The 15,327-nt window shown below is 63.8% G+C and carries 13 protein-coding genes; 10 read left to right on the top strand and 3 right to left on the bottom strand.

Features of this window, described 5'->3' with window-relative positions:
* Positions 1-9 precede the first annotated feature (9 nt).
* A complete protein-coding gene (locus ACR9ZC_RS02680; protein ID WP_481579008.1) occupies positions 10-870 on the bottom strand; it encodes an SDR family oxidoreductase in 861 nt (286 codons plus the stop codon).
* 270 nt (positions 871-1,140) lie between these two features.
* Here ACR9ZC_RS02680 and ACR9ZC_RS02675 point away from each other — a divergent pair, with 270 nt between their 5' ends.
* The 3 genes from ACR9ZC_RS02675 (at position 1,141) to ACR9ZC_RS02665 (ending at position 3,505) form a co-directional block, all read left to right on the top strand.
* The gene (locus ACR9ZC_RS02675; RefSeq protein WP_481579699.1) at positions 1,141-1,968 is read left to right on the top strand and encodes a GNAT family N-acetyltransferase; all 828 of its coding nucleotides are present in this window, start codon (positions 1,141-1,143) and stop codon (positions 1,966-1,968) included.
* An 8-nt stretch (positions 1,969-1,976) separates the two neighbouring features.
* Positions 1,977-2,903, top strand: coding sequence for a 2-hydroxyacid dehydrogenase (locus ACR9ZC_RS02670; RefSeq protein WP_481579007.1), 927 nt, complete (start codon positions 1,977-1,979; stop codon positions 2,901-2,903).
* Positions 2,904-3,013: 110 nt separating this feature from the next.
* Positions 3,014-3,505 (top strand): Lrp/AsnC family transcriptional regulator, encoded by a 492-nt coding sequence (locus ACR9ZC_RS02665; protein WP_481579006.1) that lies wholly within the window; start codon positions 3,014-3,016, stop codon positions 3,503-3,505.
* On the opposite strand, the gene ACR9ZC_RS02660 is transcribed toward ACR9ZC_RS02665, so the two are convergent.
* On the bottom strand, positions 3,502-4,455 hold the full coding sequence (locus ACR9ZC_RS02660; RefSeq protein ID WP_481579005.1) for a LysR substrate-binding domain-containing protein: 954 nt from the start codon (positions 4,453-4,455) through the stop codon (positions 3,502-3,504). The two genes, ACR9ZC_RS02665 and ACR9ZC_RS02660, sit on opposite strands and share 4 nt — an antisense overlap.
* A 115-nt stretch (positions 4,456-4,570) precedes the next feature.
* Here ACR9ZC_RS02660 and ACR9ZC_RS02655 point away from each other — a divergent pair, with 115 nt between their 5' ends.
* Positions 4,571-5,659, top strand: coding sequence for a tartrate dehydrogenase (locus tag ACR9ZC_RS02655; RefSeq protein ID WP_481579004.1), 1,089 nt, complete (start codon positions 4,571-4,573; stop codon positions 5,657-5,659).
* Positions 5,660-5,672: 13 nt separating this feature from the next.
* The gene (locus tag ACR9ZC_RS02650) at positions 5,673-7,145 is read left to right on the top strand and encodes an NAD-dependent succinate-semialdehyde dehydrogenase (protein WP_481579003.1); all 1,473 of its coding nucleotides are present in this window, start codon (positions 5,673-5,675) and stop codon (positions 7,143-7,145) included.
* Between the two features lie 96 nt (positions 7,146-7,241).
* Here ACR9ZC_RS02650 and ACR9ZC_RS02645 read toward each other — a convergent pair whose 3' ends face one another.
* A complete protein-coding gene (locus ACR9ZC_RS02645; protein WP_481579002.1) occupies positions 7,242-7,487 on the bottom strand; it encodes an FAD-dependent oxidoreductase in 246 nt (81 codons plus the stop codon).
* A gap of 291 nt (positions 7,488-7,778) precedes the next feature.
* Between ACR9ZC_RS02645 and kdpF the strand changes: the two genes are divergently transcribed.
* The 5 genes from kdpF to ACR9ZC_RS02620 all read left to right on the top strand — a co-directional run bounded on the left by kdpF (position 7,779) and on the right by ACR9ZC_RS02620 (position 15,326).
* Entirely contained in the window at positions 7,779-7,871 is a 93-nt protein-coding gene (gene kdpF / locus ACR9ZC_RS02640; protein ID WP_481579698.1) for a K(+)-transporting ATPase subunit F, read from the top strand.
* Positions 7,868-9,676 carry a potassium-transporting ATPase subunit KdpA gene (gene kdpA, locus ACR9ZC_RS02635; RefSeq protein ID WP_481579001.1) on the top strand — a complete coding sequence of 603 codons (1,809 nt, stop codon included), beginning with the start codon at positions 7,868-7,870 and terminating at the stop codon, positions 9,674-9,676. Before kdpF ends, kdpA begins: the two co-directional genes overlap by 4 nt.
* Positions 9,677-9,762: 86 nt before the next feature.
* Complete coding sequence (gene kdpB, locus ACR9ZC_RS02630) at positions 9,763-11,889, top strand: potassium-transporting ATPase subunit KdpB (protein ID WP_481579697.1); 2,127 nt, start codon at positions 9,763-9,765, stop codon at positions 11,887-11,889.
* Positions 11,890-11,917: 28 nt separating this feature from the next.
* Positions 11,918-12,499, top strand: a complete 582-nt coding sequence (gene kdpC / locus ACR9ZC_RS02625; RefSeq protein ID WP_481579000.1) for a potassium-transporting ATPase subunit KdpC — start codon at positions 11,918-11,920, stop codon at positions 12,497-12,499.
* Between the two features lie 43 nt (positions 12,500-12,542).
* Complete coding sequence (locus ACR9ZC_RS02620; RefSeq protein WP_481578999.1) at positions 12,543-15,326, top strand: DUF4118 domain-containing protein; 2,784 nt, start codon at positions 12,543-12,545, stop codon at positions 15,324-15,326.
* Position 15,327 lies beyond the last annotated feature (1 nt).

Here is a 15,327-nt window from a genome sequence, read left to right as displayed (position 1 = left end):
ACCGGCTCGTCAAATGATCGGCACGCCGCCCGTCACCGCGACGGTCGCGCCGGACACGTAGCTCGCCTCGTCGCTCGCCAACATCACGTAAACCGGCGCCAGCTCCGCCGGCTGCCCGGGACGCTTCATCGGCGTTTGCTTGCCGAACGATTCGACGTTCTCGGGCGGCATCGTCGCGGGAATCAACGGCGTCCAGATCGGGCCCGGGGCGACGCAGTTCGCGCGAATCCCCCGCTCGGCCAGCCATTGGGCCAAGCCGCCCGTGAAATTCTGGATCGCGCCCTTCGTCGTGGCATACGGCAGCAGCGTGGGCCGCGGCTTGTCGGCATTCACGGACGTCGTATTGACGATCGCGCTGCCGCGCTTCATATGCGGCAGCGCGGCCTTCACGAGGCGAAACATCGCGCCGATGTTCACATCGAAGGTACGGTCCCACTCGTCGTCGGTGATCTCCTCGATCGAGTCGTAGTCCATCTGATAGGCCGCGTTGTTCACGAGTACGTCGATGCGCCCGAACGCCGCAATGGTGCGCGAAACGACCTCGCGGCAATGGGCGGGGTTCGCGAGATCGCCGTCGATCAGCACGGCTTTGCGCCCCGCCTGCTCGACCCAGCGGGCGGTCTCGCGCGCGTCGTCGTGTTCGTCGAAATAGGCGATCGCAACGTCGGCGCCTTCCCGGGCGAAGGCGATGGCGACCGCCCGGCCAATCCCGCTGTCGCCGCCCGTCACGAGTGTGGCTTTCCCGGCAAGACGCCCATGTCCGCGGTAGCTTTGCTCACCATGGTCGGGTTGGGGGTGCATCGGCGCTGTCCTGCCCGGAACCTCGTTTTGCTGCTGCTCGGGCAGTGGCGGCTGTGGTCGATCAGTCATGTTCGCTCCCTCTCGATTCGGTGTCAGAGACGGTGTTGCCAGACGCTTATTAGGTAGGCGAGCAATGCGCGTGCCTTGTGGGGACGCGCCGGGGCCGAGGGTCCGAACGCAACCAGGCGAACTGACCGGAGCAGACTGACCGGAGCAGCGCGTTTCGCGCATGAAAAGATCGTCCTAGTCACCCGCGCGAGCGCATGCCAAAGTGGGCGGATCATTACAGGCAACGAAGGGGAAAGCGTGTCGACTCGGATCCATTACCGGCCCTTTGCTATGGCGGACATCGGCGCCGCTCACGCTCTGACGACAGAACTCAAATGGCCGCACCGCGAGGACGACTGGCGGTTCGTCGCCGGACTCGGCAACGGCTTCGTGGCCGAGTGCGACGGACGCGTGGTGGGCACCGCGTTCAGTTGGAAGTATGGTGCTCAGGCAGGCTCCGTCGGCATGATCATCGTGTCGCCCGCGCATCAGGGCATGGGGATCGGCCGGGGCCTGACCGAGCTCGCGCTCGAGGAGCTCGGCTCGCGGCGAGCTATGCTGCATGCGACACCCGCAGGCCGTCCGTTGTACGAAAAACTGGGCTTCGTGGCGATCGGCGCGCTCGATCAGCACCAGGGCAATGCCGGTGTGCCCGCGCTGCCGAGCTTGCCCCCGAACGAGCGGCTGCGGCCCATCGGCGAGCGCGATACCCCGCGTCTCGTCGAGCTTGCTTCGCGTGCGAGCGGTCTCGATCGGACGGCCGTACTGCCCGCGCTGCTCGAGTCTGCCGACGGCATCGGGCTCGAGCGCGACGGGGAGTTGATCGGCTTCGCGCTCTTTCGCCGCTTCGGGCGCGGGCAGGCGATCGGCCCTGTGGTGACACCCTACGCGGCGGATCCGTTGCGCGCACAAGCGCTGATCGGTCATTGGCTCGCATCGAGCCCGGGTGCCTTCGTGCGGATCGACGTCCCTGCCGATAGCGGGCTGACCGATTGGCTCGAAGCGCTCGGCCTCGCGCGTGTCGACACGGTCGTCAAGATGGCGCGCGGCGCCGGCTCGGCATGGCCACGCGACGAGCGCTTTGCACAGTACGGCATCATCAATCAGGCAATCGGCTGAGGGCGGCAGTGACATTTCTCTATAAAGCCGATCCGGCTCGAGGCCAAATCTGGGCGCGACTGTTCGCGCAGCGCGCGCCCGAACTCGCTTTTCGTCTATGGCCCGATGTCGGGGACCCGGCCTCGATTCGCTACCTCGCTGCGTGGCAGCCTCCCGAGGACCCCGCCCGTACCCTGCCGAACCTCGAAATCGTCTTTTCCGTGGGCGCGGGAGTCGACCAGTTCGATCTGGGCGGCATTCCGCGGCACGTTCCTGTCGTCCGCATGGTGGAGCCCGGTATCGTCGAGGGAATGATCGAGTATGTTTGCCAGGGCGTGTTGAGCCTGCATCGCGATCTTTTCGACTATGCGCGGCAGCAGCAACAGCAGGTCTGGCGCGAAATCCCTTTGCGGCCCGCCTCGACCTGCCGCGTCGGTGTGCTCGGGCTCGGCATGCTCGGCACCTCGGTGCTCGAGCGTCTGCGCTTGTTCGGCTATGACTGCGCGGGCTGGAGCCGCTCGCAGCACACGATGGAGGGCGTCGCCTGCTACGCCGGCGCGGCACAGCTCGACGCCTTTCTGGCACGCACTGACATTCTCGTATGCCTGCTGCCGTTGACGGCGGCCACGCACGGCTTGCTCGACGCCGATCTGCTTCGCAAACTGCCGCGCGGGGCGTCGCTGATTCAGACCGGGCGCGGCGCGCACCTGCGGCAAGACGATTTGCTGCGGCTGCTCGACGAAGGCCACCTGCGTTATGCGCTCCTCGATGTAACGGAGCCCGAACCGTTGCCGGCGGGTCATCCGCTTTGGGCTCACCCGCGTGTGCGCATCACGCCGCATATCGCGAGCGCGACGCGTCCGGAGACAGCGGTCGAAGCCGTCCTCGAGAATCTCGCTCGCTATCGCGCCGGTCTGCCCATGATCGGTGAGATCGATCGGGAACGTGGTTATTGAGCTTCGATCCTCATGAAACGGCGTTTGCCGATTTCCGATTGCGGATTCGGCGCGCGCGCATGCTAAAGTAGCCGTCACGTTTTCGACGGGCTTTCAGGCGACCACTGACGATGACCGGGGATTGCAAGCTGGATCGAATCGATCTGCGTATTCTGTCTCAACTCCAGAAGCGAGGGCGCATTACGAACGTCGAACTCGCCGATGCGGTTGGGCTTTCGCCAAGTCCGTGTCTCATCCGCGTCAAGCGCCTCGAAAAAGCCGGCTACATCGCCGGCTACGGAGCGCAGATCCAGCTCGAAAAACTGGGCGACGTGCAGATCGTCTTCACGGAAGTGACGCTCGCCGATCATCGCCGTGAAGATTTCGACCGCTTCGTCGCCGCGATTCGCAATGTCGACGAAATCATCGAATGCCACCTGGCAAGCGGCGGCTATGACTACCTGCTCAAGTTCGTCACGCGCAGCGTCAGCCATTATCAAAGCGTGATCGAGGGTTTACTCGAACGCAATATCGGCATCGAAAAGTATTTCAGCTACGTGATCATCAAGTCGCCGTTCGTGAAGAACAGTTATCCGCTCGAAGTCTTGTTTCCGCACAGCTAAACCGGCGATTCGGGTCCGCCCCGTACCTCGTCCCCGGCCACCTCGGCACCCGGCTGCGCAAGGGTCTGGGCAAGGTAATCGACACATGCGCGCACCTTGGCGGACTGCGTCAGACGTGCGGGATACACGGCCCATATGTCGGCCGGCTGCGTCACCTCGGGAAGCACCCGCCGCAGCAAACCCGCTTCGATGAGACGTCCCACGTCCCACATGGAGCGCAGCACGATGCCGCGTCCGGCCAACGCCCATTGCACAGCCACTTCGCCATGGTTCGTCGACAACGGCCCGGTCACTTTCACTGAAACGCGCTCGCCCCGAACGTCGAGCCGCCACACCCCGAATGGATGGTCGCGCTCCTTGATCGCCAGGCAAGCGTGGGACGCCAGTTCGCTCAGTTGCTTCGGCGCGCCATAGCGCTCCAGGTAGGCGGGCGATGCGCACAACACGCGATGATTCGAAGCCAACCGCTTCGCGATCATATGCGGCGCGATCTCGTCGCCGATGCGGATGTCGAGATCGAATCCTTCGCCCGTGACATCGACGAGCCGGTCAAATAGATCGAGACGTACGCTCAACTGGGGATAGCGCTCGGAAAACCGAGCCAGCGCCGGTGCGAGGATGTGGCGGCCGAAGCCGAAGCTGCTCGAAATGCGCAGCGTGCCGCGCGGGATGCGCCGCGTCGTGGAGACGTCTTCGACCAGTTGCTCCACGTTGTCGAGAATCTTTTCCGCCCAGGCATAGACCCGTTCGCCAGCCTCGGTGATCGTCACGCGCCGTGTCGAACGATGCAGGAGCCGCGTGCCGAGGGTCGCCTCGAGAATGCTCACACGTTTGCTGACATAGGCCGCGGAAACGGAGAGCGCGTCGGCCGCGGCGCTGAAGCTCGAGCAGCGCGCGACGGTGCAAAAGACACGCAGGTCGCTCAGCTCCGGCGCACGGGCGGAATCCATAGGGGGCCTGATTTATACACGATTCGTGAACAGTCGATTAACCAAAACCCCGATTCTAAATCGAACGGAGCGAAATAAAATGACTGTAATTCAACTTTCATGGAAGAACTCCGCCATGGCCCGTACATATCGGATCGCCGTCATTCCCGGCGACGGCATCGGCACCGAAGTCATGCCCGAGGGGCTGCGCGCGCTCGACGCGGCATGCCGCCGCTTCGACATAGCGATCGAGTACGAGCACATCGACTGGGCGAGCTGCGACTACTACCAAAAGCACGGCCAGATGATGCCGGACGACTGGAAAGCGCAGTTGTCGCACTGCGATGCCATTCTGTTCGGTGCGGTCGGCTGGCCTGAGAAAGTCCCCGACCACATCTCGTTGTGGGGCTCGCTGCTCAAGTTCCGCCGTGAATTCGACCAATACATCAACCTGCGTCCGGCACGTCTTTTCGAGGGCGTCCCCTCTCCGCTCGCGGGTCGCCGGGCCGGCGACATCGATTGCTGGATCGTGCGCGAGAATACCGAAGGCGAGTATTCGTCGGTTGGCGGCGTGATGTTCGAAGGGACCGAGCGCGAATTCGTCGTGCAGCAAGCCGTGTTCACGCGGCATGGCAGCGAGCGTGTGCTCAAGTTCGCATTCGATCTGGCCGCGCGGCGCGCGCGCAAGAAGCTCACCGTCGCGACGAAGAGCAATGGCATCGCGATCAGCATGCCCTGGTGGGACAAGCGTGCCGAGGAAGTTGCCGCGCAGTACCCGAGCGTCGCGTGGGACAAGCAGCACATCGATATTCTCTGTGCCCGCTTCGTACTGAACCCCGATCGCTTCGACGTTGTCGTCGCGACGAATCTCTTCGGCGACATCCTCTCCGACCTCGGCCCCGCATGCACGGGCACCATCGGCCTTGCGCCGTCCGCCAACCTCAATCCCGAGCGTGCGTTCCCGTCGCTGTTCGAGCCGGTGCATGGTTCCGCGCCCGACATCGCGGGCAAGGGCATTGCCAATCCGATCGCCATGATCTGGTCGGCGGCCATGATGATCGATTTCGTCGGCGGGCATGCCGGCAAGGAAAGGCAGGCTCACGACGCAATGCTCGCCGCCATCGAAGCGACGCTCAAGGAAGGGCCGCGCACGGGCGACCTCGGCGGCAACGCCACCACGCGCGACGTGGGTGCGGCCATTGCCGCGCGCATCGAACAGGTTTGACAAGGAGCAACGGATGACACGCATATTCGAACCGTCCGAGCTGATTCGCACGGACAACTTCATCGGCGGACGCTGGGTCCCGGCGTCGGACGGCGCGCGTTTCGCTGTCACCGATCCTGCCACGGACGAACTCATCGCCCAGGTGGCCGATAGCGGGGCCGCCGATGCGCGTGCGGCCACCGATGCCGCCGCGGCCGCCCTACCCGCCTGGCGCGAGACGTTGCCGAAGACCCGCGCGGAAATTCTGCGACGCTGGCACGCGCTGATCGTCGCGAATCAGGATGCGCTCGGCGCATTGATTTCGCGCGAACAGGGCAAGCCGCTTGCCGAAGGACGTGGCGAGGTCGCCTATGGCGCTTCCTATGTTGCCTGGTTCGCCGAAGAGGCGACGCGCATCTACGGCGATCTGATTCCGCAGCAGCAACGCGGCAAACGCATGAGCGCCGTCAAAGAGCCGATCGGCATCGTCGCCGCGATCACGCCATGGAATTTTCCACTTGCGATGATCGCGCGCAAGATCGCGCCCGCGCTGGCAGCAGGTTGTACCGTGGTCGGCAAGCCGGCCGAGGACACACCGCTGACCGCCAGCGCGCTCGTCATGCTCGCGCACGAGGCTGGCGTGCCTGCCGGCGTGCTCAATCTGATTACGACCTCGCGCGAGCGCGCGGTGCCGGCCGTTGCCGACTGGTTGCACGATGCGCGTGTCCGCAAGATCACGTTTACGGGCTCGACGGCAGTCGGCAAGTATCTGGCCCGCGAATCGGCCGATACGCTCAAGAAGCTTTCGCTCGAACTCGGCGGCAACGCACCGTTCATCGTGTTCGACGATGCCGATCTCGAAGCTGCGGTGGCAGGCCTCATGGTCTCCAAGTTCCGCAACGGCGGGCAGACGTGCGTATGCCCGAACCGCGTTTATGTTCAGTCGGGCGTGTTCGAGCGGTTCGCGGCGCTGCTGGGCGAGCGCGTCGGTGCATTGAAGATTGGCCCGGCAAGCGACGAGCATTCGCAGATCGGCCCGATGATCAATGCGCGCGCGGTCGACAAGATTGCGCGTCATGTCGACGATGCACTGACGCGCGGCGCGCGCATCGTCACGGGCGGCAAACGTCTGACTGGCCTCGGGTCCCACTACTACGCGCCGACGGTGCTCGCTGACGCCGATCCGAGTATGCAGCTCTATTGCGAAGAAACGTTCGGGCCGGTCGTGCCGCTCTTCCGCTTCGAGACGGAAAGCGAGGCGGTGCAAGCCGCCAATGCGACGCCCTACGGCCTGGCGGCCTACTTCTACAGCAACGACATCAAGCGGATCGAGCGCGTGTCGGGGGCGCTCGAAGCCGGCATCGTCGGCATCAACGAGGGCGCCCTATCGAGCGAAGCGGCGCCGTTCGGCGGGATCAAGGAGTCGGGATACGGCCGGGAGGGCTCGAAGTACGGCCTCGACGACTATCTGTCGATCAAGTACCTCTGCCAGGGCAATCTTCAATAACGGCATCGCTGCCGATCGTCTCTCCACCGAGGCGGCTATACAGAAGCCGCCCGTTTTTGTTCGTTTGGCGTGGGGCTTGCGTAAGCGCCTAAGCGCCTAGGCGATATGCATCGGCCGACCTTTCATTCGATTTGCGTGGTCGGACGTTGGGACACCGCGTACGGGCCGGAGTCGACGTATCGACGGCAGAATGCGAAATGCCGCGTGCCCCGCGGTTCGCAGGATGTCGGAGCCACGTTGCAGGACCGTCGAACGGATCCCTTGTCTTGCCAGCAGCAATGCGGTGGTCAGCCCGACAGGACCTGCGCCGACGATCAGAACCGGTGATGTCGGGCTATGCATCGACGCCCTCGAACAGGCCGCGAGGTTTCGCTACGGAAATGCCCGAACGTCCGGCCGGTCTCTTCGGCGAGGGGAGAATCGTCTTTACGCGTTTTTTACGTCCCCGCCCCCAGTCTTGTCCCTGCCTTTACGCCCCCTCCTCTACGCTTCAAGGCTGTCATGGTTCGTAAGCGAGACGAGAAGAATGGACTTGATCTATATCGCGGGGATTGCCCTTTTTCTGGCAATGACCGTTGGATTCGTGGCCGGATGCGAGAGCCTCGGTAACCGCGCACCGGGAGGCCGGCCATGATGACCTGGATGATCTGGCTCGCGGCAGCCGCGACAGCGTTGTTGTTCGCCTACCTCGTGTACGCGCTCCTCAGGGCGGAGGAACTCGAATGAATGCGAACGACCTGTTGCAGACCGCGCTCTTCATCGTCACGCTGATCGCCCTGGCCTTTCCACTTGGCCGGTACATGACAGGCGTGCTCGACGGTTCGTCCATCGTCGTTCGCCGTATCGGTCGTCCCATCGAACGCCTGTTGTTCAAGCTCGCCGGCGTCGATGCCGATGCCGAAATGTCATGGAAGCGCTATGCGCTGGCCGTGCTGCTTTTCAACGCGCTGGGCGCGCTCGCCGTCTACGCGTTCCTGCGGTTGCAGTCATGGCTGCCCGCAAATCCGCAGGGTTTTGGCCCGATGACGCCCGATGCGGCATTCAATACGGCCGTGAGCTTCGTGACGAACACGAACTGGCAGAACTACACGCCGGAGGCCACAGCCAGTTACTTGACCCAGATGGCGGCGCTCACGGTCCAGAACTTCCTGTCGGCGGCAACCGGCATCGCTGTCGTGGTCGCGCTGATCCGCGGTTTTGCACGGCACACGGCGCAGACCATCGGTAACTTCTGGGTCGACCTCACGCGCGTCACGCTCTTCATCCTTGCGCCGCTTGCGATCGTCGTCTCGCTGGTATTCGTGAGCCAGGGCGCGATACAGAACTTCAAGCCCTATGAGGAGGTGTCGACCCTGCAGGTGACGACCTACCAGGCGCCGAAGACCGACGCGCAAGGCAACGCCCTGAAGGATGCGAAGGGCAACCCGATCATGCAGGACCGGCAGGCGGACAAGCAGACTCTCGCCATGGGCCCGGCCGCGTCGCAAGAAGCGATCAAGATGCTGGGCACGAACGGCGGTGGATTCTTCAACGCCAACTCCGCGCACCCGTACGAGAACCCGACGCCGTTATCGAACTTCGTGCAGCTGATCGCAATGCTCGTGATTCCCGCCGCACTGCCTATCGTGTTCGGCCGGATGATCGGCGATCGCCGTCAGGGCGTCGCGGTGCTCGCGGCCATGACGATTGCGTTCGCGCTCGCCTGCTGGGGTGAGATCAGTGCGGAGCAGGCCGGCAATCCGCTTTTCTCGACGTTATCGGTCGACCAACGTGCTTCGGATGGCCAGGCAGGCGGCAACGGGGAAGGCAAGGAGGTGCGATTCGGCATCGCTCAATCCGGCATTTTCACGGTGGCGACGACCGCCGCGTCGTGCGGCGCCGTCGACAACACCCACGATTCGTTGACGCCGATCGGCGGCTTCGTGCCGCTGCTGTTGATCGACCTTGGCGAAGTGGTCTACGGCGGCGTCGGCTCCGGGCTCTACGGCATGCTCGTCTTCGCCTTGCTCGCGGTATTCGTCGCGGGCCTGATGATCGGCCGTACCCCCGAATACGTCGGCAAAAAAATCGAATCGTACGAGATGAAGATGGTCGCGATCGCGATCCTGCTCACCCCGTTGCTCGTGCTCGTCGGCACTTCCATCGGCATACTCTCGCCGCTCGGTACGGCCGGGATTGCCAATCCGGGCCCCCACGGCTTCTCGGAAGTGCTCTACGCGTTCAGCTCCGCCGCAAATAACAATGGCAGCGCGTTTGCCGGTTTGACGGTCAATACCCCGTTCTACAACGTGCTGCTCGGGATCTCGATGTGGTTTGGCCGCTTCGGCACCATCGTGCCCGTGCTCGCCATCGCAGGATCCCTCGCCAACAAGAAACGCATCGCCGTCACGCCCGGCACGCTGCCGACGCATGGGCCGCTCTTCGTCGTGTTGTTGCTCGGCACGCTCGTCCTCGTCGGTGCGCTGACCTATGTGCCCGCGCTGGCGCTGGGCCCTATCGTCGAACATCTGATGATGATTTCGGGCCATTGATCTCGAGGAAAAGCATGACAACAATCAATCCAACGCCTGCGCATCGCCCGGATAATCAGGGGCAAACGCGCACGGCCGCGCGCGCGATGTTCGATCCCGCGCTACTCAAGCCGGCCATCGTCGATTCGTTCAGGAAACTCGGGCCGCACACGCAGTTGCGCAACCCCGTGATGTTCTGCGTCTATGTCGGTAGCATTCTGACGACCGTGCTGTGGATCGCGGCTCTGGGCGGGCAGGCCGAAGCGCCCGCCGGCTTCATACTGGCCGTCGCACTCTGGCTCTGGTTCACGGTGCTGTTCGCCAACTTCGCCGAAGCGCTCGCGGAGGGACGCTCGAAGGCGCAAGCCGCGTCATTGCGTAGCGCGAAGCACAACGTCACGGCGAAGAAGCTCAACGAGCCGCATCCGAAGTCGCCCATTCGCATCGTGACGTCGACCGATCTTCGTAAGGGCGACGTCGTGCTCGTCGAGGCCGGCGATACGATTCCGGCCGACGGCGAAGTCCTCGACGGCGTGGCTTCCGTCGACGAATCCGCGATCACGGGCGAGTCCGCCCCTGTCATCCGCGAGTCGGGTGGCGATTTCTCGTCCGTGACGGGCGGCACGCGCGTGCTGTCCGACTGGATCGTCGTGCGGGTCAGCGTCAATCCCGGCGAGGCGTTCCTCGACCGGATGATCGCCATGGTCGAAGGCGCGAAGCGGCAAAAAACGCCGAACGAGATCGCGCTCGCGATTCTGCTCGTCGCGTTGACGCTCGTGCTGCTGCTTGCCACGGCGACGCTCCTGCCGTTCTCGCTCTTTTCGGTCGCGACGATGAACTCGGGCAGCGTCGTGACGATCACTGCGCTCGTTGCCCTCCTCGTCTGCCTGATTCCGACGACGATCGGCGGGTTGCTCTCCGCCATTGGCGTGGCCGGCATGAGCCGCATGATGCAGGCCAACGTCATCGCGACGTCAGGCCGGGCGGTCGAAGCCGCGGGCGACGTCGATGTGCTCTTGCTCGACAAGACAGGCACGATCACACTCGGCAACCGGCAAGCATCGGCATTCGTGCCGGCGCCGGGTATCACCGAGCACGAGCTCGCCGATGCGGCACAGCTTGCATCGCTCGCCGATGAAACGCCGGAAGGCCGCAGCATCGTCGTGCTCGCGAAGCAGCGGTTCAATATCCGCGAGCGCGACATGGCCCAACTGCAGGCGACCTTTCTCGGCTTCACGGCGCAAACGCGGATGAGCGGCGTCGATCTGCATCCGAAGACAACGCGCGCCGGGGCGTCCCCCGATGGGACTTCCTTCGGGGCGCCCAGTCGCGAAATTCGCAAAGGCGCGGCAGATGCGGTGCGCAAGTACGTGGAGGAAAGCGGCGGCCGGTTTGCCCAGGAAGTGAGCAAGGCAGTCGACGATATTGCACGGCGCGGCAGCACGCCGCTCGTGGTCGCCGAAAAGACCGGCGGCGAGGATGCCAGCGGAGCCGCCCGCGTGCTCGGTGTCATCGAGTTGAAGGACATCGTCAAAGGCGGTATCAAGGAGCGTTTTGCCGAATTGCGCAAAATGGGCATCAAGACCGTGATGGTGACCGGCGACAACCGGTTGACTGCCGCGGCGATCGCGGCCGAAGCCGGAGTCGACGATTTTCTCGCCGAGGCGACGCCCGAGACGAAGCTCGCGACGATCCGCGCGCACCAGACCGAAGGCCGGCTCGTCGCGATGACGGGCGACGGGACCAACGACGCTCCGGCGCTCGCCCAGGCCGACGTGGCAGTGGCGATGAACACCGGCACGCAAGCGGCCAAGGAAGCCGGCAACATGGTCGATCTCGATTCGAATCCGACGAAGCTGATCGAGATCGTCGAAATCGGCAAGCAAATGCTGATGACCCGCGGTTCGCTGACGACGTTCTCGATCGCGAACGACATCGCGAAGTACTTTGCGATCATTCCGGCTGCGTTTGCGACGACCTACCCCCAGCTGCGCGTGCTCGACGTGATGCATCTGACGTCGCCCGCGTCGGCCATTCTCTCCGCCGTCATCTTCAATGCGCTCATCATCGTTTTCCTGATTCCGCTCGCGCTGAAAGGCGTGACGTATCGCGCGCTTGGCGCAGCCGCACTGCTGCGCCGCAATCTGCTGATCTACGGGCTCGGCGGCATCATGCTGCCGTTCCCGTTCATCAAGCTGATCGACATGTTCCTGGCCGCGATGGGCTGGGCCTGAACCGAATCCCTTTCTTATTCGATCGATCATGAAAAACCTATTGCGACCGACGCTCGTGCTATTTGCAGCGATGACACTGATCACGGGTATCGCCTATCCGGTCATCGTCACGGCGATAGGCCAGGCGGTATTTCCTCGTCAGGCGAATGGCAGCATCCTCGAGATAAACGGCAAGCCGGTCGGCTCCGAATTGATCGGCCAGCAGTTCGATGCACCCGGTTATTTCTGGGGACGGTTATCGGCCACCACGCCGAACCCCTACAACGCTCAGAACTCCGGCGGCTCGAACCTGGGACCGACGAATCCCGCGCTCGCCGACGAAGTGGAGGGACGGATCCTGGCGTTGCATGCAGCCGATCCGACGAATACGGCACCGATTCCCGTCGATCTCGTCACCTCGTCGGGCAGTGGTCTCGATCCCGATATCTCGCCGGCAGCCGCGGCATATCAGGCGTCCCGGGTGGCAAAGGCGCGCGGCCTGACGCTCGATCAGGTGTATCGCACGATCGAGCAGAATACGTCTGGCCGGCAGTTCCTCGTGCTGGGCGAGCCGCGCGTGAACGTACTACGGCTGAATCTTGCACTCGATCGAATTCAACGCGTGCATTGATTAGGCTAAGCTCGCATATGGCCCATTCCTGCAACGAGGCACTATGGAACGTCCCGATCCCGACGCGCTGCTCGAAAAAATTCAGCGGGACGAAGAAAAGCGCAGTCGCGGCCGGTTGAAGATATTCTTCGGCGCCTCCGCCGGCGTCGGCAAAACGTATGCGATGCTGCAGGCGGCGAGGCGGCGCCGCGACGAAGGTGTCGACGTGGTCGTCGGCGTCGTGGAGACGCACGGCCGCAAGGAAACGGTAGGCCTCATCGAAGGGCTCCAGGTCATCCCTCCCGCAACGATCGAGTATCGCGGGCACCAGTTGTCCGAGTTCGATCTCGATGCGGCGCTCGCGCGCAAGCCCGGGCTGATTCTCGTCGACGAGCTCGCGCATTCCAACGTGCAGGGCTCGCGGCACATGAAGCGCTGGCAGGACGTGTACGAGCTGCTGGACGCCGGCATCGACGTCTATACGACCGTCAATGTTCAGCATCTCGAGAGCCTGAACGATATCGTCGGACAGATCACCGGTATCCGTGTATGGGAAACCGTGCCGGACCGCGTGTTCGATCTCGCCGACGACGTGACGCTCGTCGATCTGCCGGCGGATGAATTGCTCGAACGCCTGCAAGAGGGCAAGGTCTACCTGCCCCGTCAGGCGGAGCACGCGGTCCGGAATTTCTTCCGCAAGGGCAACCTGATCGCGCTGCGCGAACTGGCCTTGCGGCGCACGGCTGACCGCGTGGACGCACAGATGCGCGAATATCGCGCCGATCAATCGATCGAGCGTATCTGGCAAGCGCGCGAGCGCATCATCGTGTGTGTCGGCGCGGGCCCCGAGAGCGCGACGCTCGTGCGCGCCGCCGCGCGGCTCGCAGCAAGTCTCAAGGCGGACTGGCTTGCCGTCTATGTCGAAACGCCAAGACTGCAGCGTCTGCCCAATGCGATTCGCAAGCGAACGCTCGATGCGTTGAAGCTCGCTTCCGAGCTCGGCGCCGAAACCGTAACGCTGCAGGGAGAAGACCCGCCGAAAACGCTGATCGCCTATGCGCGCATGCGTAATGTGTCGAAGCTCGTGGTGGGTGCATCGCCTGCTTCCGGCTGGTCCGCATGGCTGCATCGCTCGACCGGCGAGCGGCTGATCGGTGCCGCACGCGACATCGACGTGACACTCGTGAACTCGGGCGCCGTACGCGAACAAGCCGAGCGTCGCGAGTCGGCTGCACGTTTCGCGGGCCCGGATGCCGAGGTAAAGCGTTCGAAGCCCTCGTCGTATCTGTACGCGATCGGTCTGTGTGCGGCCATCACCGTCATCGCCAGCCAGGCGCTCGGGCGGGTCTCGCTCGCCAACCTCGTCATGCTTTACCTGCTCGGCACGATTTTCACGGCGGCCCGGCTCGGGCGCGGACCGGGCGTGCTGATTTCGTTTCTCGGCGTCGCCTCGTTCGACTTCTTCTTCGTGCCGCCGCGCCTTTCGTTCACCGTATCGGATACACAATACCTGCTGACGTTTGCGGTCATGCTGGCCACTTCGCTGACGATCAGTCATCTCACGGCGAGCTTGCGCGGGCAGGCGCGTATCGCGAACCTGCGCGAGCGCCGCACGGGCGCGATGTTCGCCATGACGCGGGAACTCGGTGCCGCGCTCGCTACGGTCCAGATCATCGAAACCGGCTCCCGGCACGTGGCCGAAGTCTTCCAGGCACGCGTCGCGATTCTTTTGCCGGACAGCAACGAGAGCGTGCGGCCCAAGATCGAAAACCCGGACCCGGCCGTCACGCTCGCCGAGGCCGAGATCGACAAGGACATCGCGCAGTGGGTCTACGATCAACAAAAGCCAGCCGGGCACGGCACGGACACGCTTCCGGCCACGAGTGCGCTTTACTTGCCGCTCAAGGCGCCGATGCGCACGCGGGGCGTCATGGCGCTGGTTTCGCCGCGCATGGAGGATCTCCAGGTCCCCGAGCAGCGGCGGATGATCGAGACGTTCGCCGCTCAAATTGCGCTTGCGCTCGAACGTGTGCACTACGTCGAAATCGCCCAGGACGCGCTGGTCAATATGGAGTCCGAAAGATTGCGAAATTCCCTCTTGTCGGCCATTTCGCACGACCTGCGTACGCCGTTGACGTCCATCGTCGGCTTTGCGTCCATGTTGGCCGCAGAGCCCGGTAGAGCGAAGATCGGCGAGGCACGTTCGTTCGAGCTTGCCGAGGCCATTCACGACGAGGCGCTGCGCATGACGGGCGTCGTCACCAATTTGCTCGACATGGCTCGCCTGCAGGAAGGCAGCATGAAAATCAATCGTCAGTGGTCGTCGATCGAGGAAGTCATCGGCTCCGCGCTCGCCACGTGCCGGCGTATACTCGCGGGCCGGCCGATCCGCACGCGTGTGCCTGCGGACCTGCCGCTCATCGAGCTCGATGCGGTGCTCGTGGAGCGGCTCTTCGCCAACCTCTTCGAGAATGCCTCGAAGTACACGCCGGCCGGCTCGCCGATCTGCGTGGTGGCGTCGGTGCTGCATGAAGGCGACGGGCGTTACGTCAAGGTCGAAGTCCAGGATGAGGGTCCGGGCTTGCCTGTGGCCATGGCGTCGCGCATATTCGAGAAGTTTACGCGCGGCGAAAAGGAATCCGCGAAGCCGGGCATCGGCCTCGGTCTTGCAATCTGCCGCGCGATCGTGGAAGCCCACGCAGGCAAGATCGGCGCCATGAATCGCATCGCGGCGGACGGTGCGGTGCTCGGTGCGACGTTCTGGTTCATGTTGCCTGCGAACGAAACGCCGCTGGCGAGTTTGCCCATCGAAGGTTTCGATGCTACGCCCGGCGATAGGAACGGATAAC

The organism is Trinickia sp. HAY1-2D, from assembly GCF_056754935.1.
Note: the sequence above shows the minus strand (reverse complement) of the source record. Positions and strands in the feature narration are given on the sequence as shown.

Bases quoted from the DNA above. Each gene is read 5' to 3' on its own strand.
- ACR9ZC_RS02680 (WP_481579008.1), bottom strand. From the start codon at position 870: ATGACTGATCGACCACAGCCGCCACTGCCCGAGCAGCAGCAAAACGAG.
- ACR9ZC_RS02675 (WP_481579699.1), top strand. From the start codon at position 1,141: ATGGCGGACATCGGCGCCGCTCACGCTCTGACGACAGAACTCAAATGG.
- ACR9ZC_RS02665 (WP_481579006.1), top strand. From the start codon at position 3,014: ATGACCGGGGATTGCAAGCTGGATCGAATCGATCTGCGTATTCTGTCT.
- ACR9ZC_RS02660 (WP_481579005.1), bottom strand. From the start codon at position 4,455: ATGGATTCCGCCCGTGCGCCGGAGCTGAGCGACCTGCGTGTCTTTTGC.
- ACR9ZC_RS02655 (WP_481579004.1), top strand. From the start codon at position 4,571: ATGGCCCGTACATATCGGATCGCCGTCATTCCCGGCGACGGCATCGGC.
- ACR9ZC_RS02650 (WP_481579003.1), top strand. From the start codon at position 5,673: ATGACACGCATATTCGAACCGTCCGAGCTGATTCGCACGGACAACTTC.
- ACR9ZC_RS02645 (WP_481579002.1), bottom strand. From the start codon at position 7,487: ATGCATAGCCCGACATCACCGGTTCTGATCGTCGGCGCAGGTCCTGTC.
- kdpF (WP_481579698.1), top strand. From the start codon at position 7,779: ATGACCTGGATGATCTGGCTCGCGGCAGCCGCGACAGCGTTGTTGTTC.
- kdpA (WP_481579001.1), top strand. From the start codon at position 7,868: ATGAATGCGAACGACCTGTTGCAGACCGCGCTCTTCATCGTCACGCTG.
- kdpB (WP_481579697.1), top strand. From the start codon at position 9,763: ATGTTCGATCCCGCGCTACTCAAGCCGGCCATCGTCGATTCGTTCAGG.
- kdpC (WP_481579000.1), top strand. From the start codon at position 11,918: ATGAAAAACCTATTGCGACCGACGCTCGTGCTATTTGCAGCGATGACA.
- ACR9ZC_RS02620 (WP_481578999.1), top strand. From the start codon at position 12,543: ATGGAACGTCCCGATCCCGACGCGCTGCTCGAAAAAATTCAGCGGGAC.